Genomic DNA, 26,506 nt, shown 5'->3' on the forward strand with positions numbered 1-26,506 from the left:
TCTAATAACTTCGCTAACGTAGATTATAAGTCATTAAAACGACGTCATAATCGTCTAAAGTTGTGTTTCATACTGACCCAGCCGCATATTTTATGCACTTTTGGTTTTTGCCAAGTCTAAATTCCACCGCTTAAAAAACCAAAAGAGCTAAAATTTCCCAATGCTCGAATTGAATATTCCAATTAAAATATTTAGATTTGTCAAAAAATGACAAGTCTTATGAAAACCACATTTGGAGAATACATCCGACTTTTACGAAACGAAAACGAATTGACTTTAACTCAACTTGCAGCTAAACTAAATTTAGACTCTGCAAATTTGAGTAAAATCGAAAATGGAAAGCGAGATTTTGACGAAAAACGCTTACCAAAACTTGCGAAAATCTTCAAACTGAATCTTACAGAATTGCGGAATGAATATGTGACTGACCAAATTGGAAAGCATATTTACGAGACAAATTGCACAAAACAGCTTTTACAGGTTGCAGAGGAAAAAGCAGAATATCGCAGAACACTTAATAAATCACTTCAAACACAATAAAATATGAAAATAGTATCTTTCTTCGCAGGAGCTGGCGGACTTGATTTAGGCTTTCAGCAAGCTGGTTTTAATGTTATTTGGGCAAACGAATATGACAAAGAAATTTGGGAAACTTATGAGAAAAATCATCCAAACACGATACTTGACAAAAGAAGTATTGTAAATATCCCAGCTGATGAAGTTCCAGAATGCGATGGAATAATTGGAGGTCCACCTTGCCAAAGTTGGAGTGAAGCTGGAGCAGCAAGAGGTATTAAAGATAAAAGAGGTCAATTATTTTATGACTTCATAAGAATATTAGAAGCTAAACAACCAAAATTCTTTTTAGCAGAAAATGTTAGTGGAATGCTGATTTCTAAACACACAGAAGCTTTAGAAGGAATTAAAGAACTTTTTAGAAACGCAGGAATTGGTTATGAACTTTCTTTTCAAATGCTTAACGCATCTGATTATAATGTTCCACAAGACCGAAAAAGAGTTTTCTTTATTGGAATTAGAAAAGACTTGAATTTTAAATATCAATTCCCAACTGAAACTTTTCCAAAAATACCGCTTGAAGATGTTATATCTGATTTGCAAGAAGGTGTTTTACCAGCTTTAGAATATAACAATACCAATGGAGACAATTGTGTAGTTCCAAATCACGAATATATGATTGGAAGTTTTTCTACAATTTTTATGTCAAGAAACAGAGTAAGAAGTTGGGATGAACAATCTTATACAATTCAAGCAGGTGGAAGACACGCACCTATTCATCCGCAAGCACCAAAAATGAAATTCATAGAAAAGAATAAGAGAATTTTTGTTCCAGGAAAAGAACATTTGTACAGAAGATTAAGTGTAAGAGAATGTGCAAGAATTCAAACTTTTCCGAATGACTTTATTTTCCATTATAAGAAAGTCGCAGCAGGTTACAAAATGATTGGAAATGCTGTTCCTGTTAATTTAGCAAAGTTTTTAGCAAATAGTATTATGGAACAACTTAAAGTTAACGAAAAAACGAATAAAGCAGTTAAAAAGACTCAAAAATTAAAAGAAGCAATTGCAATATGACAAATATTTTAGAGGCAATTTACAATATTGTCAATCATAAGAATTTTGCTATCAGAGAATTTTATTCAGGTAGAAATAGAGCAAATAGTATGGGAGAAGCTCTTGAAAACTACATTAAAGATGCTTTTGCTGACACCTTTGATTCTGATGACGAACAAAGCCGATTAAAAACTTATAATGAAGAGTTTTCTTGGTTAGGTTCTCAAAACAATCCACCAGATATTATGATAAAAGGTGGAGATGCTATTGAGGTTAAGAAAACTCAAAGTGCAAACAGTAGTTTGGCTTTAAATAGTAGTTATCCTAAAACTGATTTAAGGCATACAAGTCCGATGATAACAAGTGAATGTAGAGATTGTGAAGAATGGACAGTAAAAGATTTAATTTATTGCGTTGGACACACATCTGACACAAACATTAAGTCTTTATGGATGGTTTATGGAAGTTCTTATGCAGCAAAACACGAAACTTATCAAAGAATAAAAACAACCATTTCAGATGGAATAAAAACTATTCCTGACGTTGTTTTTGCAGATACAAAAGAATTAGGCAGAGTTAATCAAGTTGACCCATTAGGAATAACCAACTTGAGAATTAGAGGAATGTGGCAAATTGAAAACCCAAGAAAAGTATTCAATTATTTACACGAACCAACTGACAAAGACTTTGAATTAGTTTGCATAATTCCAGTAGAGAAATATAATAGCTTTCCGAATGAAAGTAAGAATAAACTTGAAGGAATAACTGAAAAAAGATTTAGTATTGAAGATAAGCAAATAAAAAATCCAAATAATCCTGCAAAATTAATTGACTGTAAACTGATAAAATTATGTGTATAAGCCAACGCTAAAAGCCATACACATTTGCAATTCGCTTCAGCCAACACACAAGCCAAAAATTGCAAAAGAGTATGTCCTTGCCAACGCTACAAACTGAACGAAAAAAAGTACGAAAACACAACAACGTGTATAATTAATTGCTTGTTTATTAAATATTTACGAAAGTTATCGCAGACTTCAAATATAGTTTTTATTTACTAAATTCCGTGCTTAAAACACGCAACTAATCATACACAAAACCGTTAGCGAAACAATTCAAAAAAAATATTACATAAATATATTTTTATCTTCAGAAATATTTTCCTTTGGAATTTCTTTAAAAAATGTTGCAATTTCTAAATTTGCTTTGGCTCCATAAGAAGCAACTAATGTTCCTTTTGTATCTTTAGTTTCAATAACATATAAAATAGACATGTCAGATGGGTTGCTCATTCCCTCAAACCTATGCTCTGCAACTATTTTTACATCTTTTGGTGTATATTTAGTCTTCTCCCTATTTGCTATCAAATTAGTATTTTCTACTCTATAGCTCTCAGTATATCCTTTTTCTTCGTATTTCTTAATTAATTCCAATTCATTTTTTGCACTTTTCATAATACTATATTCTTTCTATTTCTTCAAAATAACAAAAAATAAAAAAACTTTTTTATTGCAAACCATCTTAAAATTAACTCATAAGATTATGATATTATAAATATGTAAAAGAAGTAAATATTAAATCTAATGAGTTCATTTTTATCTTCGTAAAACAGCATCTTTGTATAAAATTTACAACCAATGGCTATTTTAGGAAATATTATTAAAGGAATTATCAATTTAACAGGTACACTTTCTACTGATGTAAATCATCAAGAAGCACAAGAAAAAGTACTAAAAAACTTATTAGAATCTGCAAAAGAAACGCAGTTTGGAAAAAAATATGAATTTGAAAAAATTTTAAATTCTAAAAATATAAAAAAGGAGTTTGCTACAAAAATACCTTACTATGATTACAACTCACTCAACAAAAAATGGTGGTATAAAATTCATGAAGGAGAAGAAAACGTTACTTGGAAAGGAAATCCATCTTATTTTGCATTAAGCTCTGGAACAACAGGAAAAACAAGCAAAAGAATACCTGTTACAGACGATATGATTAGCGCAATAAGAAGTTCAGGAATTAAACAAGTTACAGCGTTAAATAATTTTGATTTACCTGCAGATTTTTTTGAAAAAGATATTATGATGTTGGGTAGCTCAACAGATTTACAAGAAAAAGACGACCATTTAGAAGGAGAAATTAGCGGAATAAGTGCCAGCAATATTCCTTTTTGGTTTAAAGGATATTACAAACCAGGTGAAGAAATTGCAAAAATTGAAGATTGGGATGAACGCGTACAACACATTGCAGAAAATGCTACAAATTGGGATATTGGCGCCTTAAGTGGTATTCCTGCTTGGATAGAGCTTATGTTGCAAAAAGTAATTGAATATCATCAATTAGAAAACATTCACGAAATTTGGCCAAACTTAAAAGTATATACTTCTGGTGGTGTTGCTTTTGGTCCTTATGAAAAAAGTTTTAATGCGCTTTTAGGTAAACCAGTAATTGTAATTGACACTTATTTAGCCTCAGAAGGTTACATTGCTACTCAAACAAGACCTGAAACTGATGCAATGCAGCTAAATACCGAAAACGGAATTTATTTCGAGTTTGTTCCAATGAATCCAGATTATATCAATGAAGATGGTTCCATACACCAAGATGCACCTTCGTTAACTTTAGCAGAAGTAGAAAAAAATAAAGACTACATTTTAATTATTAGTACAGTAAGTGGCGCTTGGCGATATTTAATTGGAGATACCATTGAATTTACAGATATAGAAAGAGCTGAAATAAAAATTACTGGAAGAACAAAATTCTTTTTAAACACAGTAGGCTCACAACTCTCAGTAAATAAAATGGATGACGCTATAAAAAGTTTAGAAGAAAAATTTGATACTTTAATTCCAGAATATACCATTTGTGCAAAACGTTTTGAAGATGGTGAATTTTACCACTCTTGGTATTTAGGTACTGATCTTAAAAAAGATGAAAAAGAAATCGCAGATGCTTTAGACAGCTCATTAAAAGAAGCAAATAAAAATTATAAAGTTGCCAGAAGTAAGGCCTTAAAAGGGGTAAAAGTAAAAGTAATTGCTACTGATAAATTTTACGATTGGAATGATAAAAACAAGAAAAAAGGCGGACAAGTAAAAATGGAACGTGTAATGAATGAAGAAAAATTTGCAGAATGGGAAAGTTTTGTAAATGAGTAATTTCATGATAAATAAATTTATTTGGGCGTTTTAACGGGCTTTACACTATATCTTTTTTAAAAAAATAAAAAAGGATGCCGTTTCAATCCCTAACGCACACACTCAAAATTTAAAACCAATTATTTTAAACCTTAAAATAATTGGTTTTTTTATATGTTAAATATTATTTTTCATTCGATAATTAATTCAATTATTTCGTAAATTACATAACTTTTCCAATGGAAAATCCTCAAAAATAAAACTCAATATATCAGCAATTTATGTCATTTGACAGAACATTAGAAAAACTTAAAATTCTTGCAGATGCAGCCAAATACGATGTTTCTTGTTCTTCTAGCGGTAGTAAAAGAACCAACACAAACAAAGGTTTAGGAAACGCAACTGGCATGGGTATTTGTCATTCTTACACAGAAGATGGACGCTGTGTTTCTTTGCTAAAAATTTTACTAACAAATCACTGTATTTTCGATTGTGCGTATTGTGTTACCAGAAAAAGTAACGATGTTAAAAGAGCTGCTTTTAAAGTGCAAGAAGTGGTAGATTTAACTATTAATTTTTACCGAAGAAATTACATTGAAGGTTTGTTTTTAAGTTCTGGTATTTTTAAAAGTGCTGATTATACCATGGAACGTTTGGTGGCAGTTGCTAAAAAATTACGATTAGAAGAAAATTTTAATGGCTATATTCATTTAAAATCCATTCCTGGAGCATCAGATGAATTAATGCGAGAAGCAGGATTGTATGCAGATAGGTTAAGTGTAAATATTGAAATACCTACAAAATCGGGTTTAAAACTATTAGCACCTGATAAAAATTTTGAAGATTTTATCAAACCTATGGAAAAGGTTAAAAATGAAATTATTCAATATAAAACAGAAAAGAAAATAATTAAAAGCACACCAAAATATGCTCCAGCAGGTCAAAGTACACAAATGATTGTAGGCGCCAGTGGAGAAAACGATTTTCAAATTTTAAAAACTGCTGAACATTATTATAAAAACTTCAACTTAAAAAGAGTGTATTACTCTGGTTACATTCCAATAAGTTTAGATGACAGATTGCCAAAAATTGGTACAGAAGTACCTATGCTAAGAGAAAACAGGTTGTATCAATCAGATTGGTTAACACGCTTTTACGGATTTCAAACAAATGAAATTGTAAACTTAAATCATCAAAATTTAGATTTAGATATCGACCCAAAACTAAGTTGGGCTTTAAGAAATTTACACGAATTTCCTGTAGATGTAAACAAAGCAAGTAAAAGAATGTTGGCTAGAATTCCTGGAGTTGGTATGAAATCTGTTGCTAAAATTCTCATGGCTAGAAAATACAGAAAGTTAAATTGGGAGCATCTTAAAAAAATAGGAATCGCTTTTAACAGAGCACAATACTTTTTAGTTTGCGATAGTAATTTGTTTGAAAGAAGAGATTTATCTGCAAAAAAATTAAAAGCAATTATTTTAAAAAATTCCAATAGTAAATACGATAAATTATTAAGTCCTCAATTAAATTTGTTTTCTTAAAATGACTGGTAAAACACTAATTTACGATGGTTCTTTTGAAGGTTTTTTGAGTTGTGTTTTCTATGTTTTTGAATATAAATTAGCAAATATTTCTATTCAAAGTGAGTTTGCGATTCAAAATGCTTTATTTTCAGAAAATGTAACCATTATCACAAATACAAGCAAATCAGATAGAGTTTGGAAAGGTTTAAAACAGAAAGCCTCCAGCATTTCTTCAACAAAAATTTATTATGCTTTTTTAAGTGAGCAATTGGGTGTGGAAAATGTTTTATTAAATTATATTGAGTATATTTTTAATAGTAATGAAAAAGTAGATACCGATTTTACACAACCAAGCGTTTTAAAAACATCTCAAATAGCAAAAAATGTAAGCAGAGAAAAACATAGAATGGAGGCGTTTGTGCGATTTAAACTAACAAAAGACAATATTTATTTTGCCAATATAGAGCCCGATTTTAATGTATTACCACTAATTTCTAAACATTTTAAAAGTAGATATGCAGACCAAAAATGGGTTATATATGATATTAAAAGAAACTACGGTTTATTTTATGACTTAAAAACATTAGAAATAGTACAAATGGATTTTCCAAAAAATTTCGACTTTTCTAAAACCGACAAAAACTTTTTTTCGGAGGAAGAATTTGAGTTTCAAAAATTATGGCAAAACTATTTTAAAAGTACCAATATTACAGAACGTAAAAACATGAAATTACACGTTCAGCACGTTCCTAAACGTTATTGGAAATATTTAAGTGAAAAACAACCAAAATTTTAATCGTATTACATTGTTGAAACTAATTTATCTCTCTCTTCAATTAAAACCATAATTTCTTCTGGTGATAAATAATATCTTTTTATTCTTTTTTTATACGTCTCAGAAATATCAGCATTATTCAAAATAAAGTCTTTCGTTTTTAAAATATATTTTTCCATTTTATGCTTTACTGCAAAACTATCTGCAGCTCTTTCTGCTTCCACAATGTGCGTATCTGAAAACAAATATTTTAATCCAAACCAAATTAAGTTCCACTTTCCACGATGCTGATAATCCATAATATGCCCTAATTCATGACCAATCCAACCAATAAAAATATCTTTGGGTATATCTACCGTTGAAAATTCTCTACCTGAAATTTTAAATTTCTCACTAATTAAAATCAAATATTTTCTATCGTTTTTAGATTTAAAAAAACTATCAAAAGTTGGTCTTGCTTGCATTGTAGACTTTTTGATGTTTTTCTTAAATTTAAATTCAATTTTTGTGTCTTTTAACTGAGGATAATATTTTAAGGCAAATTCAACTTCTTCTTTTATATTTAATGGTATTATATGTTTTTTAGGCATTAATTCGTTTTTATTTTTTTATAATTTATATTCAATAAATATAGCGTTAACTCTCCTTTTTTTTGTGCTTTTATGCTTAAATTTGTAACTCTTTTAAAAAGCACTTCAAAAGGATGAAAAATTTACTAAATTTCCTATACTCTACCCGTTTAATGGCTGTTTTATTTATCTTATTTGCGACAGCAATGGGAGTTGCCACGTTTATTGAAAATGATTTTGGAACACAAACTTCTAAAGCATTAATTTACAACGCTTGGTGGTTTGAGTTAATTATGGTTTTCTTCGTGATTAATTTCTTTGGAAACATTTTTAGATATCGTTTGTATAAAAAAGAAAAGTGGGCTGTTTTAATGTTTCATGCATCGTTTTTATTAATTTTAATTGGAGCAGGAATTACGCGTTATGTGGGTTATGAAGGAATTATGTTAATTGAAGAAGGAGAAACTACTAACAAATTTTTATCGGAAACCACTTATTTAAATGCCATTGTAGATGATGGTAATTTGCAAAAACCAGAAATTAATGAACCTATAATGCTTTCTGCTTGGGGAAGTAATTCATGGTCTTATTCAGATTCTTTTAAAACAAAAGATAATGATATCGATTTTTCTTTTGAGTTAGTTGACTACATACCTTGGGCTGAAAAAAAATTGGTAGAAGATGATAATGGAGAAGAACACCTATTTTTTGTTGAATCTTCTGACGGTACACGTCATGAACATTACATTAAAAAAGGAACTTTACAAAATATTCATGGAATTTTAGTAGGTTTTGAAGCTGAAGGTAATAATGCCTCAATAAACTTTACTAAAAAAGATGGAGTTTTAAAAATGGTTTCGAAAGCTGATGGAGATTGGTTTAGAATGGCAGATCAAAAAAGAGGAAAAATTAAAAAAGATTCTGTTCAAAATTTTCAGTATTTAACATTACACAATATTGAAGATTTACAATTTGTAATTCCAAGACCAGCAGAAAAAGGAATTTTAAAAACAGTTAGTGGACCAAAGGACGACAAGAAATTAGATGTGATAACTGTTGATGTTACTGCAAATAACGAAACAAAAAGAGTAGAATTAAAAGGTGGTAAATTCAACTCTGAAGGCTCTAAAGAGCTTTCTGTAGGTGGTTTAAACTTTAGAATGTTATATGGAGCCAAAATTTTAGAAACTCCATTTTCCATTAAATTAAACGACTTTCAACTAGAAAAATACCCAGGTTCTGAGAGTGCTGCTGCGTATGCAAGTGAAGTAACTGTAATAGACCCTGAAGAAACTTTTGATTATAGAATTTTTATGAATCATATTTTAGATCATAAAGGATACAAGTTTTTTCAAGCTAGTTATGATTTATCTGGAGAAAAAGAAGAAACACATTTATCTGTAAACCACGACTTTTTAGGAACTTTTGTTACTTATTTAGGTTATTCTCTTTTGTATACTGGTTTAATATGTATTCTTTTTGCTAAAAATACTCGTTTTGACGATTTGAAAAAAGGACTGAAAAAAATCAGAAAGAAAAAACTAACCTTATCCATTTTTGCAGCAGTTTTATTAAGCACCTCTGGTTTTTCACAACATGATGATCATAAATCAAGTAAATTATCTACCCAACAAATAGATTCTATTTTAAAAGCCAACATGGTAGATGCTAAACATGCAGAAAGCTTTAATAAATTGGTAATACAAGATGTTGGTGGTAGAATGAAACCTGCGCACACGTTTGCATCGGAATTGGTTCGAAAAGTAAGTAAAACAGATAAATTTAAAGATATGGAACCTAGTCAGGTTTTATTATCTATAATTGAAAATCCTTATTTATGGTATGAAGTTCCTGTTATTTATTTGGAAAAAGGAAATAAAGAAATAAGAGAATTTATTGGTATTGATACAGATGCAGAATTTGCAAGTTTGTCTGATTTTATTGTTCCAAACACTGGTGAATATAAAATTAGAGAAAAAGTTGAGGAAGCTCAAAAGAAAAAGGTTCGTAACAAGTTCGAAAAAGACCTTATAAATATAGATAAAAGAATTGGTTTGTTATACAGTGCCATTGGAGGTGGAATTTTAAAAATATATCCAATACCAAATAACGAAAATAACAAATGGGTTTCTAGACCAGAAAGTTCTCGTGCAAATTTTAAAGGAACAGACTCTGTTTTTGTAAGACAATCTTTACCAGTTTATATTCAATTTTTACAAAACGCAAAAAAAACGAACGATTATACAGAAGCAAATAAAATTTTAGACGGAATTAAAAAGTTTCAGAAAAAATTTGGAGCAGCAGTATATCCTTCAGAAAGAAAAATAGAATTAGAAATTAGCTATAATAAAATTCAGCCTTTTCAAAAACTAGCTACCTATTATGGTTTTGTAAGTTTGTTTTTAATCATTTTTGTGATATGGCAAATATTCAATTCTAAAAAATGGATTAATACAATTGTAAAGGTTTTAATTGCAATTACATCTGGTTTATTCATTTTTCACACATTAGGTTTAATTTCACGTTGGTATATTAGTGGAAATGCACCTTGGAGTAATGCTTATGAGTCAATTATTTTTGTTGCTTGGGCAACCATGTTGTTTGGTCTTTTTATAGGAAGAAAATCTGCCTTAACAATTACAGCAACAGCATTTTTAGTTGCAATTACATTAGGTTTTGCACATCAAAACTGGTTAGATCCAGAAATCGCAAACCTACAACCTGTTTTAAATTCTTGGTGGCTTTTGGTTCATACTTCTATAATTGTAGCAAGTTATGGTCCACTTTCTTTAGGTATGATTTTAGGAATTTGCGCACTTCTTTTAATGGTTTTTACCAACGAAAAGAACAAAAAGAAAATGGATTTAAACATCAAAGAAATTACCATTATTAACGAAATGGCAATTACTGTTGGTTTAATAATGCTTACCATTGGAAACTTTTTAGGTGGAATGTGGGCGAACGAAAGTTGGGGTCGTTATTGGGGCTGGGATCCTAAAGAAACTTGGGCATTGGTTTCTATTATGATATATGCTTTTGTTTTACACATGCGTTTAATTCCTGGTTTACGTGGAAAATATACTTTTAATTTATGGAGTATCATTGCATATGCTTCTATAATGATGACATATTTTGGCGTTAACTTTTATTTATCTGGGTTGCATTCTTATGCAAGTGGAGATAGAGTAATTACACCAACATCAGTTTATTATTCTGTTGGTTTTGTGGCAATTTTAGGAAGCTTTGCATTTATTAAATACAAAAAATATTATAAAAAATAATTTTACAGAGAAGTAACTTTCTATTTTCATTAGAAAATGTATTTTTGCTCCTCAAAAAATAATCATAAAAAAACATCATGTTTCATAAAAATATAAAATTAATTATAGCAGGTTTAATTACAGTTTGGGCGGTATATCAATTTAGTCAAGGAAATATTATGAATGGAATTTCCATTTTACTTTTGGCTGGAATTTTTGTTTTACTTTACTTTAAAAACGAATTTATTTTATTAGCTTTTTTACAATTAAGAAAACAAAACTTTGAAGGAACTAAAAAGTGGTTGGGTTATATTAAAAATCCTGAAGCTGCTTTAACAGTTAAACAACAAGGTTATTATAACTATTTGCATGGTATTATGTTAAGTCAAACAAATATAACGCAAGCTGAAAAGTTTTTAAGAAAAGCTGTAAAATTAGGTTTGGCAATGGACCATGATTTGGCTATGGCTAAATTACAATTAGCTGGTATTGCTATGACTAAAAGACGTAAACGTGAAGCTACTAATTTAATGGCAGAAGCTAAAAAATTAGATAAACATGGCATGTTAAAAGAGCAAATGCAAATGATGAAACAACAAATGAAGAAAATTTAAACATTTCCTTTTAATCATAAAAAAACCGTTAGAATTAATTCTAACGGTTTTTTTATGATATTTAGTGGTATAAGAAGAATTAATCTACTCTTGTTAATGTTAAATCTGGATTGAATTTCACAATAAATAAACCTTTATTTTCTGTTATTTTAAATAATTTATTTGTGTAATCGAACTTACTTTCAACTCTATAGGAATACCCTTCATCAAAAGTAGATTTTAGGCTTTTTCCTGAAGCTAATCTCATTAAAACATCATAAGTTACATCAAAACCTCTAGTTGCATAAAATGATGGTAATACTCCATTTTTTTGTAAATATTTGTTGTTAAAATCTTTTGCTTTGTAAGAATCTTCTTGAACAAACTCATCACTTACGTAAGTAAACTCAATTTTAGCCAATTTAAAATTATCAATTCTGTTAAATGCACTTCCTTTATCAAAAGTAAAAACTCTAACAGTAACATCTTCTGGTAAACTTATTAAACTATTAATAGCACTTGCTACAATAACATTGTCATCTGTTGTCATAACAACAATGTTTTTCATGTTTGCTTTTAAAACGTCTGTAAATTTCTCCTTTTTAATATACCCGTCTTTTGGAGTAATTAAAGTTATCGAATTAATAGAATCATGAGATTGTAATTCTCTTTCTATTTCACTAGAGTTAAAGTTTGATGCTGATTGTCCATCACCAACAACTATAATGTTTCCATCATGAAAGTTTTCTTTAATATAACTTAACAACTTTTCTCTAAATAAGTTTTTATCTGGTGAGGTTTTTACAATTCTCTTTGAATTAAAACTTGCTTGGTTTTTAGAGTAGATTGGAAAAACTATTGGTGTTTTTATTTTTTCTGATAAATATTGTACTTCTTCAGAATATAGTGGGCCAATAATTACATCATTATCATCCAAATCATTTTCAGCTAAAATATTTTTAATATTTGTACTGTTAGATTCTGTATCAAAAACATTTAATCGAATTTTTACCCCTTGTTTTCTTAGAGAATCTATAGCAATTTCTGCTCCCATGTAAAAATCGGTTACAATATTTGCTAATTTACTATTTCCAAAAATTTCTTTGGCTTTTAAAGTGTCTAATTCCTTTGCTCTAAAAGGAAGCATTAAGGTTGCTTTTAGAGAAATACCTTCTTCTATTTCATCTACATACAAAAATTCATCTTCATCTAAAACTTCTTCTAAAGGTTTTATTTTTATAATTTGCTCTAATTTTAAACCTTCAGATAATATAGGATTTAAAGCAATTAATTCTTCTTTTGAAACATTGTAAAAACGAGTTAAACTAAAAAAAGTATCTCCTTTTTTTACTTCATGAATTTTGTATTCTTTTTCTAATGCAGCAATTAGTTCGTTTCTTAAACGCTCTTTATCATCAACACCAATATTGTCTTCCTTTTTATCGTTTTCATCACCTTTAGTATCTTCTTTTTTATCATCATTTTTGGTAACAATATCATTACTAAGATTCTTCATTTTTTTATTCGGAATGATGATAACCGTATTTTCTTTTGGTTTTTTAGCCACGTCTGGATTAAGACGCATTAAATCTCTTGCAGACATATCTAGTTTACTAGCAATTTCTGTAATCGTTTCGCCTTTTTTAACCTTGTATTGAATATATTTTTTCTGTTGACCGCAAGAAACAGTAAACGTTAAAATACATAAAAAAATAAAAAATTTTAAATGTTTCATATGTTCTATTCCCATTCTATAGTTGCAGGTGGTTTTGAGCTGATGTCATATACTACTCTATTAACGCCTTTTACTTGATTTATTATTTTATTTGATGTTTTTTGTAGAAATTCGTATGGTAAATTTACCCAATCTGCAGTCATACCATCTGTACTTTCTACAGCTCTTAAAGCAACTACTTTTTCGTAAGTTCGCTCATCTCCCATAACACCTACAGAATTTACTGGTAACAACATAGCACCTGCTTGCCATACACTGTTATATAAACCATCTTCTTTTAATCCGTTTATAAAAATAGCGTCTACTTCTTGTAAAATACGAACTTTTTCTGCTGTAATATCGCTTAAAATTCGGATTGCTAAACCTGGTCCTGGAAATGGATGACGACCTAACAACTCTGGATCTAATCCCATAGAAGCTCCTACTCTTCTTACTTCATCTTTAAAAATCATTTTTAAAGGTTCTACGATTTTTAGTTTCATAAAATCTGGCAAACCTCCAACGTTATGGTGACTTTTAATAGTTGCTGAAGGACCTCCATTTACAGAAACAGATTCAATAACATCAGGATAAATTGTACCTTGTGCCAACCATTTTACGTCTTTTATTTGATGTGCTTCATCATCAAAAACTTCAATAAACGCATTCCCAATAGCTTTTCGTTTTTTTTCTGGATCTACTAAGCCTGCTAAAGCAGTTAAAAAACGTTCTGACGCATCTACACCTTTCACGTTTAACCCCATACCTTCATATTGTGCTAAAACGCTATCAAATTCATTTTTACGCAATAAACCGTTGTTTACGAAAATACAATATAAATTTTTACCAATTGCTTTGTGTAATAAAACAGCAGCTACTGTTGAGTCTACACCTCCAGAAAGTCCTAAAACAACTTTATCATTTCCTACCTGTTTTTGAATTGCTTCCACAGTACTTTCCACAAAAGAATCTGCTGTCCACGTTTGTGCAACTCCTGCAATTTTTACCAAGAAGTTTTCTAATAATTGTTTTCCATCTGTAGAGTGATAAACTTCTGGATGAAATTGAATTCCGTAAGTTTCTTCACCTTCAATTTTATACGCAGCATTTTCAACATCATTTGTACTTGCTAATAAAACACCATTTTCTGGTAATTCTTTAATCGTGTCTGAATGACTCATCCAAACTTGACTTCCTTTTGAAATGTTTTCAAAAAAAGTTTCATTGTTTTTTATGAATGATAAATTTGCTCTACCATATTCTCTCGTGTTTGAAGGCGCTACTTTTCCTCCAGAAAAATGAGCTAAATATTGGGCTCCATAACAAACCGCTAAAAGTGGTTTTTTACCTCTAAATTCTGATAAATCTGGATGTAAAACATTTTCACCTCTTACTGAGTTTGGACTTCCAGATAAGATAATGGCTTTAAATTCTGAAGCATTTTTTGGTGGATTGTTATAAGGATGGATTTCACAATAAATGTTTAATTCTCTAACTCTTCTCGCAATTAATTGAGTGTATTGCGAACCGAAATCTAATATAAGTACGTTGTGTTGTTGCATGCGCAAAAATAATATTTTGAATTGAAACTAAACACAAAGTTGGTAAAGAAAATTTAAAAATTAAGCACAGATGCTTAAACTCTTAATTACAGATTTATAAAGACTTTAAAACTGTATTGCTTTTTTTTAAAAACGATATACAATGGCATTGATATTCATTCCTGCCCCAACTGAAGCCAGAATTACAACATCACCTTTATTTACTTCTTGGTTTTTTATATTTCCTTTTAAAACTAAATCTAATAATGTTGGTACTGTAGCTACAGAACTGTTTCCTAATTTATGAATGCTCATTGGCATTACACCTTCTGGAGCTGGCATTTTATATAGCCTGTAAAATCTTTTTATGATGGCTTCATCCATTTTTTCATTTGCCTGATGTATAAATATTTTTTTTACTTCGTTTATGGATATTTCACTTTTGTCTAAAGCTACTTTCATAGCTGCAGGGACATTTGTTATGGCAAATTCATAAATTTTACGTCCATACATTTTTATGTAACGCACGTTTTTATCTTCATTAAGATTAAAAGATTTACCGAAATGTAAAAAATAAGCTTCCTCTTTTGCAAAAGTTTGTGATGCGTGACTGATAATACCTGCATCTTTTTGTTCTGTTTTTTCAACAATACAAGCTCCTGCTCCATCACTGTAAATCATAGAGTCTCTATCATGTTTATCTACAACTCTAGACAAAGTTTCTGCTCCAATAACCAAACATTTTTTTGCCATACCAGCTTTTATAAATGCTTGTGCTTGTATAACACCTTCTACCCAACCTGGGCAACCAAAAAGAATATCGTAAGCTACACAATTGGGGTTTGCAATACCTAACCTATATTTTACTCTCGTTGCTAAACTTGGTAGCATATCACCTTGAATTGCATCTTGTTTAACATCACCAAAATTATGTGCAAAAATAATATAGTCTAATTCTTCCGGGTTTACGTTTGCATCATTAATTGCTTTTTCTGCAGCAAAAAATGCAATGTCAGAAGTTTTGAATTCTGCTTTCGCGTATCTTCTTTCATCAATACCCGTAATTGTTTTAAACTTATCTATAATTATCTCGTTTTCGGATGGAAATTTAGAACCATCTTCATTTAAAAAGTTTGCATTAATAAATGCTTTGTTTTCTTTTTTTATTGATGGAATAAAACTTCCTGTACCTGTAATTTTTGATGAAATCATAAACTTATATTGATTATTAAACTAAAGTTTGCAGAAAGTTACTAATTTACATTTTTTAAAAACTTCTATTTATTTTAAAATAACGATATTCAAACATACATTTTGTGGAAATTATTTTTTTTTAAGAATACAAATTCATTTTAAGTTGCATTACAGTTGCTATTGAGGTTGCTCTGTTTTTCATTCTTTCTGAAATTTCACCTTGAAAAAAAGTGTCAATTGTGTCAAATAAATACGATGTCCAAATTGTAAAATGTTCTTTTTTGAATTTTATAAATGCATGTTTATCTAGGTGTTTTTGCATTGTATTATTCTTATATGTAGTGGTATCGAAAAGTATATCATTCCAAAAATCTGAAATGACGTTTATATGATTTTCTAAATGATTTTGAGCAACAATATCTTCAAAAAAGGGAATCATTGTTTTATCTACCAATAGTTTGTCGTAAAATTTTGTAATGATTAATTTGATGTCTTTTCTTGTTGAAATATCTTGTTTCATATAAACGGAATAAACTATTAAAATAAAAACTAATAACTTGTATTTAAGTAAAGATTATTTTTTTTACAAATAAGCACTATCAAAAGAAAAAGGCAATAATGATAAAAGTGATTCTGTTTTTATGACTTCACCAACTTCTCCCATAAACAAAACCTCAAAAGGTTGTTTTTGATTGATTTCAAATTCAGATAAAGTTTGTCTGCATGCACCACAAGGTCCTACAGGTTTATCTACTTTTGAAATTGTAGAGCTTGCTGTAATTGCTAGTTTTTTAATTTTTACTCCTGGATAATGTGAACCTGCATTCCAAATAGCCACTCTTTCTGCACACATACCTGAAGGATATGCTGCATTTTCTTGATTGTTTCCTAATATAATTTTATTGTTTTCTAGCAATAAAGCTGCACCTACATTAAATTTAGAGTATGGAGCATAAGCGTTTTTTCTTGCTTCAATTGCTTTTTCCATTAACATTTTGTCATCACTTGGAAGTTCTAAAATATCATTGTAAACAATTGCAGTATTTTTAATTTCTATTTTTTTCATACATAAAAAGGGTCAAAAAAAGCAGCCCTGAAAGACTGCTTTTTATATTTTATAAAACTACTAATTTTTTGCGACTTCTAAAAGTCTTCAAAAATTTCTCCTAAATCAAATGATAAAGAAAAACGTAATGAGTTTTCTAATGGGTTGTTTACATCAGATGCATTTATTAAATAAGATAAATCGATATTTAAAGCATTTGTTTTAAAACCACCACCCATTGTAAAATATTGTCTGTTTCCTTTGTCTTCACTTTCGTGAAAATAACCTGCTCTTAAAGCAAAAGCATTGTTGTATAAATATTCTGCTGCCAATGCGTAAGTAATTTCTTTTAACTCTTCACTAAAACCTCCTGGAGCGTCACCGAAAGAACTAAAAATACCTTCAACCCAACCTTTTTCATTATTTGGATCTTGAACTGTTGGCACTAATAATTTTGTAAATTCTACTGTTGTAGAAATTGTGTTATAATCGTCTAAAATAAAATCGAAACCACCTCCTAATTTTAAATTTGTTGGAATAAAATCTTCTTCACCAGGCGTGTAAGAAACCTTTGGACCAATGTTGGCTATGTTAAAACCAATTCTATAACGTCCATTAAAATTACCGTAATTTTCTTCTAAAGATTGGTAATATCCAGAAACATCTACTGCAAATGAGTTTATAGGTTGTAAGTTATTTCCAGCAGTTCCGTTAAAAGCTAAATTAGAACGAATGTATTTTAAAGAAACACCCATTGCAAAAGTTTCACTAAGTTTTAACGAATAAGAACCAGTTGCTACTAATTCATTTGGATTAATGGAGCCATTTGCGTTTCCTTGATTGTCTGTTAAATCTATTTGTCCAAGTGAAAAATATTTAAAATCTGCACCCCAAGCTGCGTTTTCACTAAACCTATTAATATATGAACCACTTCCTACAAAAATATCATCCGTTAAGTTACGTAGCCATGGTGAGTACGTAATTCCTGTTTTTATTTGTCGGTTACTAAATGCTATTTTAGCTGGATTATGAAATAACGAGAAAGCATCTGCTGATGTTGCCACACCAACATCTCCCATACCACCTGATCTTGCATCTGGTACAATTAATAAAAATGGGGTTGCTGTTGTTATTCCTCCATTTTGTGCAGCAATTTTAAATGTTGCTAAAGCACAAATTATAAAACATGTTACTATTTTTTTCATTTATTCAATTATCATATTAATTATTACAAATATACTATATTATTGAAGTATTACTAATTTCTCATATTTTTCTGATACCAGATTACTTACTGTAGACTTAACTTTTAATTTATAGATGTAAACTCCTTTACCTATTTTATTGCCAAAATCATCTAAACCATTCCAAGTAATGTTTCTTGACAAATTACCTGCTGTTTGTACATTTTGGTTAATTGTTTTTATTAATTTACCAGAAACAGTAAAAATTTGAACTTGTACTTCTAGTGATTCATTTGGTTTGTTATGATTAAACCAAAACTCTGTGTAATTTACAAAAGGATTAGGATAATTTAAAACGTTTTCTAAATTTAAAATGGCATCACTTACAACCACGAAATTTAACGTTTTTTCTGATGAGTTATTGTAAGTGTCCCACGCTTTTATTTTTAAAGTATGAGGTCCAACAGCTAAATCTCTTAGTCTATAGTTTACTTTCCCTTTTGTAAAGTCGTTTAATTCTGTTTGATAAAAGTCGTTTAAAATAATTGGGTTTGAGGTATCTCCATCTAAAATACCTACTATATCATGATCTACTGCAGTAATAGAAGTATTGATACCACTTGCATCTGATAAAACTGCTATCAAGTTAGGTGATGTGTTTGTATTTCCTCCAGCTATAAATGATTCGTCATTCATAAACAGTTGAATTTCTGGACCAACATTATCTTCTGGGGCATTTTCATCTATTCCGCCAACAACTACATCAAAATTAAAACCAGCTTTGTCAGTTTCACCATTTTCTGCATAAAAACTTAATTTTCCTTTTCCGTATGCAACTTTGATATCTTTTGGAACAATAAAATCAAAAGAAAAAGTTCCATTGGTTATGGTTGATTTTCCTCTAAACAATTTACTATCTTGAGTATCAAAAATCATATTTATACCAAAATTATCATTATCTAAAGTAGTTTTATCAATAGGTTTATCAAAAACAGTTGTTGATAATGAACCGTTAAAGTTATTTAATACAACGTTTGAATTATTTACAACAACACCTTCAAAACTAACCTTTGACAATGCTTTTAAGGTATCTAAGGGTTGCGAAATATCTTTACCATTCATTTTTGTAATTCTAACATTTGGTTCTGGAACAGCTAATTTCATTGCTGGATCTCCAAAAGAATAAATGAAAAATTTTTGAGAATTAAAAAACTGATTTTTTGCTTTTAGTAGTGATTCTGATATCGATAAATCTTCATTATTAAATTCTAATAAAATTCGAATTAAATTTTCATTAAAGCTTTGTCCAACAGAAATAAAAACTTCTCTTGTTGTAGTTACCATGCTTGCAGCACCACCATTTTTATTCCATAAAGTTAGTTCACCTGCAGTAATTCTATTCGGATTGTCAAATCTAGAAAAATCGCATGTAACTGTAATTAATAGTGGTAAAACATTAGGATTGTTAAACTCTTGAATTTGAGGTTTTTCTAAAATTCTTTCAGAAGCAAAACCATCTTCACCTCCATGACCAAAATAATCAAAAATTAAAGTTCCTTTTTCTATTGCATTGGTTATTGCTTTTTTTACTTCTGGATAGCGTTCACCTCCTGAAGAATTTTCTTGCACGTAAGAATCTGCATAGATTTTGTTGATATTAAAAATAGGTTTATTATTTTTTATTTCATCTGCAATAGACTCTACTCCACCTTGAATTACTTCTTCTCCAGGTTCATCAATATCATCTGCTAAAAGTGTAATTGTGTTTCGCCAATCTCCTATTGAAGTTTTGCTGTAATATGATAAAATCTTATCTACTACTTCTTTTGCTTGTGTAATTGTAGAAACAGGTATTCTACTAGAAGCAACATCTAATGTATGTGACGTTAGCATTGTACCTTCATTGGCATCTAACATCACAAAATAATCATCTGTAACATAAGAACTTGCTAAATTAAAACTTTGTTCAGATAATTTTACCGGTACAATATTATTGTTTGATGGAATTCTATCTTTATAATCGTATGAAGAATCACCAAAAAAACAGATGTATTTTAGTTTGTTATCTGGAGAAGTATTGGTTTCATAAAGGTGTTTGATAAAATCTCGAATTCCAGTAATATCTTTAGAACCTGAAGAAAACTCATTATAAATTTCATCTAAATTCACCACTTTTGTAGTGAGGTTAGAGTTTGTTTGATGATAATTTGCCAATCTTTGAGCTTGAGAAGTCAAATCATTATTTGTAATTATAAGATAATTAATATCTTGTAGGGCGTGTAAATTTTGATTTTCTACCTTTGCATTTTCAATGGTTTCTGGAGTGTAAAAATCAGTTTGACTTAAAACAATATACTCTTTTAAAGCACCTCCATCATCTCTAAAACTAAAGTTATTTCCAGTACTTTCGTTAATAATACTTTTAGGAGAAATGAAGTCGGAAACATCCCAAATTTGAAAAATATTATCTGTATTCTGAATTTCGAATGTTACTGCTCCTGTTGCTTCAAACTGTTCAAAACTTCTAAATGAAAATTGATTTCCTTTTGCATTTAATTGTTTTTTTCCAATAATTTCAACAAAATCTAAATAAGCACTTGCTGAAGGATCACCTCCACTATTAAACGTAATATCTACTTTAATAGATTCTAATGAGTTATTTACAGCAGCAGTTCTTTCAGAAGTAAATGCCTTTGTTAATGCTCCTGGATTTACTGGAGGATATGTAATTGTGTAAACATCTTGTCCGTTTACATTTACTTGCATTGAGGCATTTGAAACCGAGTTACTAACACCTCTGGTTCTCACAGAAATAGGTGAATTTGATAATGCATTTTCAAAAGGAATATTAAAACTCTGTGTATTTTCTATATTAAAATTATCATTAAAAAACCATTGTGTTCCAGCTGCTAAAATGTTTAACTCTTCTTTTTCTAAAAAAGTAAAATCGTCAAAATTAGTAATTGTTAAAGTTGAAGTATTGGTGTTAGAGGCTTTTGTTTGAATTCTTTTACCATCAATATTATTTACTGTTATAAAATAATAAGCTTTATCTGAAAATATATTTTGACGATGTCTTGCCGTTTTTGTTGAAGTATTCACATTCCAATCATGTGGACCTTTCGCATAAAAAAGAATAAAATCATTATTATCAAAACTTCCATCACTTTCACCTTCAATATAAATAGCATTTTCTTGCAAATCATCATACCTGAAGTCATTATTTAATGCAGGCAATAAGGTTCCACCATTTCCGTAGATATGAATTTTTTGTGGATTCAAACCATTTGTTGAAACTCCAATACGTTGCAACAAATTTTTATCAATTTTAAAAACACCAGTAGTATCTACAGAAAACTTAAACCAAGTTCCAGATGACAAGACAGAATTACCATTTTGTGCATTAGAAAAAGGAATAATAATTATAAAAAATAGTAAGGGTAAAAATCTTTTCATAAAATATATTCAAATAACGCAAATAATTTAGAGATATTTTAATAGATACAAAGATAAATTATACTAAATTTAAAATGTACCCGTTTAATAAAAAGTGAACAAAAATTAGATGCGTTAAAATTTACAAATTACTTGCCTAAAAGCATATTTATTGTAAATTGCATCGCTAATACAAAAACAATAAATAATTTTCAATTTGGAAATGAAAAATATCTTAAAAATATCTCTAGTTGCTTTCACAACAGTTCTTTTAGTGAATTGTAACAGATCAACTGCTGGTAAATCTCGTTTAACAGGTTTATCTTTTAACGATCCTAAAAACGGTAATTACATCAGGGCTAATTCTTTTGAAGGTCAAAAACCGCCATTAGGTATGGTTGAAATTGAAGGTGGTAGTTTTACGATGGGGCAAGTTCAAGACGACGTAATGTTTGATTGGAATACCACACCTAAGAAAATTCACGTACGTTCGTTTTTTATGGATGAAGCAGAGGTTACCAACTCAGAGTACTTTTTATATGTACAGTATATAAAAGATGTTTTTCCTCCTTCTGAAGAACAATACAAACATATTTACAACTCTGTTTTACCAGACACATTAGTTTGGAGAAAAAGTTTAGGAAACACAGATATTTTAGCAGAAAACTATTTTCGTCACCCAGCTTATGCAGATTATCCTGTAGTTGGTGTGAGTTGGATACAAGCGAATGAATACTGCAAATGGAGAACAAACGCTGTAAACTTGAGAACTTTAATAGAAAAAGGCCATATTGAAAATATTTTTGAAAAAGATTCTGTTAGAAACTTTTTTGATACTGACGTTTTTTTAGTTGACGACTCAAAACTTTTTGATGGAGATACAACCATTTATAAAAGAGGTGTTAGAACTAGAAATATTAGAAAAAAAGGAGAACCTAGACCAGGTAAAGATGATTTTCAAGGAAGAAAAATCACAAAAGCAGACGGAATTTTACAACAAAAATTTAGATTACCTACTGAAGCTGAATGGGAATTTGCTGCGAAGGCAAATATTGAAAATAGAGAGTATAATAACATTAGAGGTAGAAAAAAATATGCTTGGGATGGAAAATATACCAGAGCAAAATCAAAACGTTTTAAAGGCGATCAATTAGCAAACTTTAAACAAGGTAGAGGAGAATATAGTGGATTATCTGGATGGAGTTCTGATGGTTCTGATATTCCAATTCGTATAAAATCATACCCTCCAAACGCTTTTGGATTATATGATATGTCAGGAAACGTTGCTGAATGGGTTGCTGATGTGTATAGACCAATTATAGACAATGAAGCAAATGATTTTAATTATTTTAGAGGTAATTTGTTTACCAAAAAAATGATCAATCAAAATGGTGAAGTTGTAATTGTTGGCGGTCAAGCAGGAAACATTGTTTATGATACTTTACCAAATGGTAATATTATACCAGAACAACTTCCTGGATCAATTAAATACATCCCAATTACAAAAGACGATGCTACTTTTAGAACCAATTTTTCGAAAGCAGAAAATGCTAATATTGGTGATGGTGATTTAAACTCTTCTCGTTTTTACGAAGATAATCAAGATGAATTTGCATCTAGACCAAGCATGTATAATTCACCAAAAAAACCTACAAGAGTTAGAGACTCTTTAACTGGTAGAGATATCATTTCTACAGATGATAAAAGCAGAACAACCCTTATTAGTGATAAAACAAGAGTGTATAAAGGTGGTGCATGGTCTGACAGAGAATATTGGTTAGATCCAGCTCAAAGAAGATATTTACCAGAATATATGGCTACAAATTACATTGGTTTTAGATGTGTTACAGACAAATTAGGCCCAATGACTTACAAAAAAAGAAAATCTAGAACACCAAGTAGATAATTGATAGATTTTTAGAATATTTACAACCTCATTGTTATCTTTACAATGAGGTTTTTTATTTGATAAAAATGACTATAGCAGATATTTATAAGATTTATACAGAACACTTTTTAGTAGATACAGATACTAGAAAAATTAGACCCAATACACTTTTTTTTGCTCTAAAAGGTGATAATTTTAACGGAAACAAATTTGCTAAAGAAGCTATAAAACTTGGCGCTAAATATGCAATAATAGATGAAGCTGAATATAAAATTTCAGGTAAAACAATTTTAGTTGCCAATGTTTTAGAAACACTTCAAAATTTAGCAAAATATCATAGAAGCAAATTAACAATTCCTGTTATTGGCTTAACAGGCAGTAATGGAAAAACTACTACAAAAGAACTTATAAACGCTGTACTTTCAAAAAAATATAAAACCACAGCCACAATTGGAAATTTAAATAATCATATTGGAGTTCCTTTAACAATTTTATCAATTACCCCAAAAGCTGAAATTGGTATTATTGAAATGGGTGCCAACCATCAAAAAGAAATTGAGTTTTTGTGCTCAATTTCAACACCCGATTTTGGATACATTACAAATTTTGGAAAGGCACATTTAGAAGGATTTGGAGGTATAAATGGTGTTATTAAAGGTAAAAGTGAATTGTACACTTATCTTATTAATAATGATAAAACTGCCATTGTAAATCCATATGATGCTATTCAGGTAGAAAAGACTGAAAACTGCAAAAAAATTCTTTTTTCAAGTGATACTCAGTTTTTAGAAGCAGATCCATTTGTGAAAATTTCCCATCAAAATATCATTATTAAAAGCAATTTGATAGGAAAATATAATTACACAAACATTGCTGCTGCAATAACCATAGGAACATATTTTAATATATCTATTGAAAACATTAAGGACGCTATTGAAAATTATATTCCAACAAATAACCGTTCTCAAGTTATTAAAAAAGATGATAATATCATATTTTTAGATGCATATAATGCGAATCCAACTAGTATGGAAGCAGCTTTGGAAAATTTTTCACTAATAAAGGAAAAATCAAAAACTGTGATTTTAGGTGATATGTTTGAATTAGGAATAGAAACTGATGAAGAGCATCAAAAAATAGTTAATTTAAGCGATAAATACTCTTTTGATAACACATTTTATGTGGGAGAACATTTTTTTAAAGCTTCAACAACAAATAAAAAATTTAAGAATTTTGAGGAGCTTAAAAATTATGTCATAAAAAATCCTCTAAAAAACCAATCAATTTTAATAAAAGGCTCAAGAGGAATGCAATTAGAGAGAGTTTTGGAATTTATTACTTAATATTATTCCTATGATATTCTAATAAATTATCAATTGGTCTTTGAATAACATCTGTAATTTGTAAATCGTTTTTCTTTGCAATTTTCTCTAAAATATCTCTAAAATAATGTGCAATAGAACCTATAAAGTAAATTGGTGTTTTTTCACTTATTTTATATGGTAAAATTCTATATTTAAAAAACTCTTGAAATCCTTTCTTGATTAATCTCTTTATATATTTTTCATCTTTAAAATCAAACATAAATTTGGCAAAAGAAGCTAAATACATATTAGGATTTGCATCTTTATAAATACTTTTTTTAATAAAATCTGCTTCTAAGTTAAATTCCTTTTCAAATTCTGCAGCAATATTTTTTGGCATTTTGCTGTAGTAATAATCAATGATTAATTTTTTTCCAAAATAATTACCACTTGCTTCATCCATTAAAATATAACCTAAAGATGGCACCAACATTTTCATATTTTCTCCATCAAAATAACAACTATTTGAGCCTGTTCCTAAAATACAAACCATTGCTGGTTCTTTTCCAGTAGCTGCATACACAGCTGCTAACATGTCTTCAGAAATAAAAACTTTTGCATTTACAAAAATATTTTCTAATATTTTTTTTAAAATAGCAGTTGGTTTTGGTGTTCCACAACCTGCACCGTAAAAATGAATTTCTGTAACATCATCTTTAATATTGATTAGTTGAAACATATTTATGATTCTGTTGTGCAATTCTTCTTCTGGAACTACTGCAGGATTTAAACCTAAAGTTCTTGCTCTAAACTCTTCACTTTTATCTTTATTTAAGGCTATCCAATCTGCTTTGGTAGATCCTCCATCTGCAATTAAAATCATAATTAGTATATATTTATTCCAAATATATAACATCAGAAACACTCTAGCAACTACAAAAAAAACTTCAATCGTTTTCGTTCCTATAAATAATTTGAAATATTGTAAATTTGCACTAAATTGATAACTATGTTTTTTTTTAAGAAAAAAGGGATTCCCTTAACCGATTTTTTTTCTGATAATTTTATTGACATCCATTCACATTTACTACCTGGAATAGATGATGGTGCTAAAAATTTGAAAAACTCGTTAGAATTAATTCTAAAAATGCACTCGTATGGAATTAAAAATTTTATTACAACCCCTCATGTTTTAGGCGATGTATATCCAAACTCGTCAGAAACTATAAGAAATAAATTAAAAGAAGTACAAACTGCATTAAAAGAAAAAGGGTATTTAGATATTAATATAAATGCTGCTGCAGAGTATATGATGGACGAACAATTTAGCCTTCGTTTAGAGAATGATGATATTCTGCCTTTAAAAGACAAATATGTTTTAGTTGAAATGTCATATTTTAATGCGCCAATTAATTTGTATGAAATTCTTTTTGAAATTCAACTAAAAGGCTACAAACCCGTTTTGGCGCATCCTGAAAGGTATAATTTTTATCATAATGATTTTGATAATTATTTTAAACTTAAAAAAGCAGGCTGTTTGTTTCAGTTAAATTTACTGTCATTAACTGAACAATATGGGAAAAACGTTCAAAAAATTAGTAATGAAATTTTAAAAGCTAATTTGTATGATTTTGTAGGTTCTGATACTCATCATCATCATCATTTAGAACTGTTAAAAAAAATAAGTACAGAAAAAAATTTGAAAAAAATTAAACACCTTTTAAAAAATAATACTAATATATTTAACTAAAAAAAGAGCAATTTTAAAT

At 29.3% G+C, this 26,506-nt stretch carries 21 protein-coding genes; 11 read left to right on the forward strand and 10 right to left on the reverse strand.

Annotated elements, in window-relative coordinates; all coding sequences use genetic code 11:
- Positions 1–219 precede the first annotated feature (219 nt).
- From FDT66_RS12070 to FDT66_RS12080, 3 genes are read left to right on the forward strand one after another with little or no spacing between them, the layout of a single operon-like run.
- The gene (locus FDT66_RS12070; protein WP_042294514.1) at positions 220–540 is read left to right on the forward strand and encodes a helix-turn-helix domain-containing protein; all 321 of its coding nucleotides are present in this window, start codon (positions 220–222) and stop codon (positions 538–540) included.
- 3 nt (positions 541–543) lie between these two features.
- Positions 544–1,593 carry a DNA cytosine methyltransferase gene (locus FDT66_RS12075; protein ID WP_138536886.1) on the forward strand — a complete coding sequence of 350 codons (1,050 nt, stop codon included), beginning with the start codon at positions 544–546 and terminating at the stop codon, positions 1,591–1,593.
- Positions 1,590–2,432, forward strand: coding sequence for an NgoPII family restriction endonuclease (locus FDT66_RS12080; protein ID WP_138536888.1), 843 nt, complete (start codon positions 1,590–1,592; stop codon positions 2,430–2,432). The genes FDT66_RS12075 and FDT66_RS12080 overlap by 4 nt, the downstream gene beginning before the upstream one ends.
- A 267-nt stretch (positions 2,433–2,699) precedes the next feature.
- Here the strand turns inward: FDT66_RS12080 and FDT66_RS12085 are convergent, their stop codons facing one another.
- Positions 2,700–3,026, reverse strand: a complete 327-nt coding sequence (locus tag FDT66_RS12085; RefSeq protein ID WP_138536890.1) for a hypothetical protein — start codon at positions 3,024–3,026, stop codon at positions 2,700–2,702.
- A gap of 183 nt (positions 3,027–3,209) precedes the next feature.
- Here FDT66_RS12085 and FDT66_RS12090 point away from each other — a divergent pair, with 183 nt between their 5' ends.
- The 3 genes from FDT66_RS12090 to FDT66_RS12100 all read left to right on the forward strand — a co-directional run bounded on the left by FDT66_RS12090 (position 3,210) and on the right by FDT66_RS12100 (position 7,031).
- Complete coding sequence (locus tag FDT66_RS12090; protein ID WP_138536892.1) at positions 3,210–4,730, forward strand: GH3 family domain-containing protein; 1,521 nt, start codon at positions 3,210–3,212, stop codon at positions 4,728–4,730.
- A gap of 260 nt (positions 4,731–4,990) precedes the next feature.
- Positions 4,991–6,253, forward strand: a complete 1,263-nt coding sequence (locus tag FDT66_RS12095) for a putative DNA modification/repair radical SAM protein (RefSeq protein ID WP_138536894.1) — start codon at positions 4,991–4,993, stop codon at positions 6,251–6,253.
- A gap of 1 nt (position 6,254) precedes the next feature.
- Complete coding sequence (locus FDT66_RS12100) at positions 6,255–7,031, forward strand: TIGR03915 family putative DNA repair protein (protein ID WP_138536896.1); 777 nt, start codon at positions 6,255–6,257, stop codon at positions 7,029–7,031.
- Between the two features lie 5 nt (positions 7,032–7,036).
- Here the strand turns inward: FDT66_RS12100 and FDT66_RS12105 are convergent, their stop codons facing one another.
- Entirely contained in the window at positions 7,037–7,600 is a 564-nt protein-coding gene (locus FDT66_RS12105) for a hypothetical protein (RefSeq protein ID WP_138536898.1), read from the reverse strand.
- Positions 7,601–7,713: 113 nt separating this feature from the next.
- Here FDT66_RS12105 and ccsA point away from each other — a divergent pair, with 113 nt between their 5' ends.
- A complete protein-coding gene (gene ccsA / locus FDT66_RS12110) occupies positions 7,714–10,860 on the forward strand; it encodes a cytochrome c biogenesis protein CcsA (protein ID WP_138536900.1) in 3,147 nt (1,048 codons plus the stop codon).
- A 77-nt stretch (positions 10,861–10,937) separates the two neighbouring features.
- Complete coding sequence (locus FDT66_RS12115) at positions 10,938–11,453, forward strand: DUF2892 domain-containing protein (RefSeq protein ID WP_138536902.1); 516 nt, start codon at positions 10,938–10,940, stop codon at positions 11,451–11,453.
- Between the two features lie 79 nt (positions 11,454–11,532).
- On the opposite strand, the gene FDT66_RS12120 is transcribed toward FDT66_RS12115, so the two are convergent.
- The 7 genes from FDT66_RS12120 to porU all read right to left on the reverse strand — a co-directional run bounded on the left by FDT66_RS12120 (position 11,533) and on the right by porU (position 21,566).
- Positions 11,533–13,167, reverse strand: coding sequence for an amino acid ABC transporter substrate-binding protein (locus tag FDT66_RS12120; RefSeq protein ID WP_246034866.1), 1,635 nt, complete (start codon positions 13,165–13,167; stop codon positions 11,533–11,535).
- Positions 13,168–13,172: 5 nt separating this feature from the next.
- Positions 13,173–14,708, reverse strand: a complete 1,536-nt coding sequence (guaA, locus tag FDT66_RS12125) for a glutamine-hydrolyzing GMP synthase (protein WP_138536906.1) — start codon at positions 14,706–14,708, stop codon at positions 13,173–13,175.
- Positions 14,709–14,834: 126 nt separating this feature from the next.
- A complete protein-coding gene (locus tag FDT66_RS12130) occupies positions 14,835–15,899 on the reverse strand; it encodes a 3-oxoacyl-ACP synthase III family protein (protein WP_138536908.1) in 1,065 nt (354 codons plus the stop codon).
- 121 nt (positions 15,900–16,020) lie between these two features.
- Entirely contained in the window at positions 16,021–16,401 is a 381-nt protein-coding gene (locus FDT66_RS12135) for a group III truncated hemoglobin (protein ID WP_138536910.1), read from the reverse strand.
- 63 nt (positions 16,402–16,464) lie between these two features.
- Positions 16,465–16,947 (reverse strand): cytidine deaminase, encoded by a 483-nt coding sequence (cdd, locus tag FDT66_RS12140; RefSeq protein WP_138536912.1) that lies wholly within the window; start codon positions 16,945–16,947, stop codon positions 16,465–16,467.
- A gap of 77 nt (positions 16,948–17,024) precedes the next feature.
- Positions 17,025–18,131 (reverse strand): type IX secretion system outer membrane channel protein PorV, encoded by a 1,107-nt coding sequence (porV, locus tag FDT66_RS12145; RefSeq protein ID WP_138536914.1) that lies wholly within the window; start codon positions 18,129–18,131, stop codon positions 17,025–17,027.
- 39 nt (positions 18,132–18,170) lie between these two features.
- Complete coding sequence (gene porU, locus FDT66_RS12150) at positions 18,171–21,566, reverse strand: type IX secretion system sortase PorU (protein WP_138536915.1); 3,396 nt, start codon at positions 21,564–21,566, stop codon at positions 18,171–18,173.
- A 202-nt stretch (positions 21,567–21,768) separates the two neighbouring features.
- On the opposite strand from porU, the gene gldJ reads away from it, so the two are divergent.
- Positions 21,769–23,451 (forward strand): gliding motility lipoprotein GldJ, encoded by a 1,683-nt coding sequence (gldJ, locus tag FDT66_RS12155; RefSeq protein ID WP_138536917.1) that lies wholly within the window; start codon positions 21,769–21,771, stop codon positions 23,449–23,451.
- Between the two features lie 68 nt (positions 23,452–23,519).
- Complete coding sequence (locus FDT66_RS12160) at positions 23,520–24,776, forward strand: UDP-N-acetylmuramoyl-tripeptide--D-alanyl-D-alanine ligase (protein WP_138536919.1); 1,257 nt, start codon at positions 23,520–23,522, stop codon at positions 24,774–24,776.
- Here the strand turns inward: FDT66_RS12160 and FDT66_RS12165 are convergent.
- A complete protein-coding gene (locus tag FDT66_RS12165) occupies positions 24,769–25,620 on the reverse strand; it encodes an N-acetylglucosamine kinase (protein ID WP_138536921.1) in 852 nt (283 codons plus the stop codon). The genes FDT66_RS12160 and FDT66_RS12165 overlap by 8 nt on opposite strands.
- Positions 25,621–25,746: 126 nt before the next feature.
- On the opposite strand from FDT66_RS12165, the gene FDT66_RS12170 reads away from it, so the two are divergent.
- On the forward strand, positions 25,747–26,487 hold the full coding sequence (locus tag FDT66_RS12170; protein WP_138536923.1) for a tyrosine-protein phosphatase: 741 nt from the start codon (positions 25,747–25,749) through the stop codon (positions 26,485–26,487).
- The last annotated feature ends 19 nt before the right edge of the window (positions 26,488–26,506 follow it).

It is taken from the genome of Polaribacter aestuariivivens (assembly GCF_005885675.1).
Lineage (GTDB): Bacteria > Bacteroidota > Bacteroidia > Flavobacteriales > Flavobacteriaceae > Polaribacter > Polaribacter aestuariivivens.

What these genes read in the sequence shown, in the direction of transcription:
- FDT66_RS12105 (WP_138536898.1), bottom strand. Translation starts at nt 7,600, where the DNA reads ATGCCTAAAAAACATATAATACCATTAAATATAAAAGAAGAAGTTGAA.
- FDT66_RS12095 (WP_138536894.1), top strand. Translation starts at nt 4,991, where the DNA reads ATGTCATTTGACAGAACATTAGAAAAACTTAAAATTCTTGCAGATGCA.
- FDT66_RS12170 (WP_138536923.1), top strand. Translation starts at nt 25,747, where the DNA reads ATGTTTTTTTTTAAGAAAAAAGGGATTCCCTTAACCGATTTTTTTTCT.
- FDT66_RS12075 (WP_138536886.1), top strand. Translation starts at nt 544, where the DNA reads ATGAAAATAGTATCTTTCTTCGCAGGAGCTGGCGGACTTGATTTAGGC.
- porU (WP_138536915.1), bottom strand. Translation starts at nt 21,566, where the DNA reads ATGAAAAGATTTTTACCCTTACTATTTTTTATAATTATTATTCCTTTT.
- FDT66_RS12165 (WP_138536921.1), bottom strand. Translation starts at nt 25,620, where the DNA reads ATGATTTTAATTGCAGATGGAGGATCTACCAAAGCAGATTGGATAGCC.
- porV (WP_138536914.1), bottom strand. Translation starts at nt 18,131, where the DNA reads ATGAAAAAAATAGTAACATGTTTTATAATTTGTGCTTTAGCAACATTT.
- FDT66_RS12130 (WP_138536908.1), bottom strand. Translation starts at nt 15,899, where the DNA reads ATGATTTCATCAAAAATTACAGGTACAGGAAGTTTTATTCCATCAATA.
- FDT66_RS12085 (WP_138536890.1), bottom strand. Translation starts at nt 3,026, where the DNA reads ATGAAAAGTGCAAAAAATGAATTGGAATTAATTAAGAAATACGAAGAA.
- FDT66_RS12070 (WP_042294514.1), top strand. Translation starts at nt 220, where the DNA reads ATGAAAACCACATTTGGAGAATACATCCGACTTTTACGAAACGAAAAC.
- gldJ (WP_138536917.1), top strand. Translation starts at nt 21,769, where the DNA reads ATGAAAAATATCTTAAAAATATCTCTAGTTGCTTTCACAACAGTTCTT.
- cdd (WP_138536912.1), bottom strand. Translation starts at nt 16,947, where the DNA reads ATGAAAAAAATAGAAATTAAAAATACTGCAATTGTTTACAATGATATT.
- FDT66_RS12135 (WP_138536910.1), bottom strand. Translation starts at nt 16,401, where the DNA reads ATGAAACAAGATATTTCAACAAGAAAAGACATCAAATTAATCATTACA.
- guaA (WP_138536906.1), bottom strand. Translation starts at nt 14,708, where the DNA reads ATGCAACAACACAACGTACTTATATTAGATTTCGGTTCGCAATACACT.
- FDT66_RS12160 (WP_138536919.1), top strand. Translation starts at nt 23,520, where the DNA reads ATGACTATAGCAGATATTTATAAGATTTATACAGAACACTTTTTAGTA.
- FDT66_RS12090 (WP_138536892.1), top strand. Translation starts at nt 3,210, where the DNA reads ATGGCTATTTTAGGAAATATTATTAAAGGAATTATCAATTTAACAGGT.
- FDT66_RS12115 (WP_138536902.1), top strand. Translation starts at nt 10,938, where the DNA reads ATGTTTCATAAAAATATAAAATTAATTATAGCAGGTTTAATTACAGTT.
- FDT66_RS12100 (WP_138536896.1), top strand. Translation starts at nt 6,255, where the DNA reads ATGACTGGTAAAACACTAATTTACGATGGTTCTTTTGAAGGTTTTTTG.
- FDT66_RS12120 (WP_246034866.1), bottom strand. Translation starts at nt 13,167, where the DNA reads ATGAAACATTTAAAATTTTTTATTTTTTTATGTATTTTAACGTTTACT.
- ccsA (WP_138536900.1), top strand. Translation starts at nt 7,714, where the DNA reads ATGAAAAATTTACTAAATTTCCTATACTCTACCCGTTTAATGGCTGTT.
- FDT66_RS12080 (WP_138536888.1), top strand. Translation starts at nt 1,590, where the DNA reads ATGACAAATATTTTAGAGGCAATTTACAATATTGTCAATCATAAGAAT.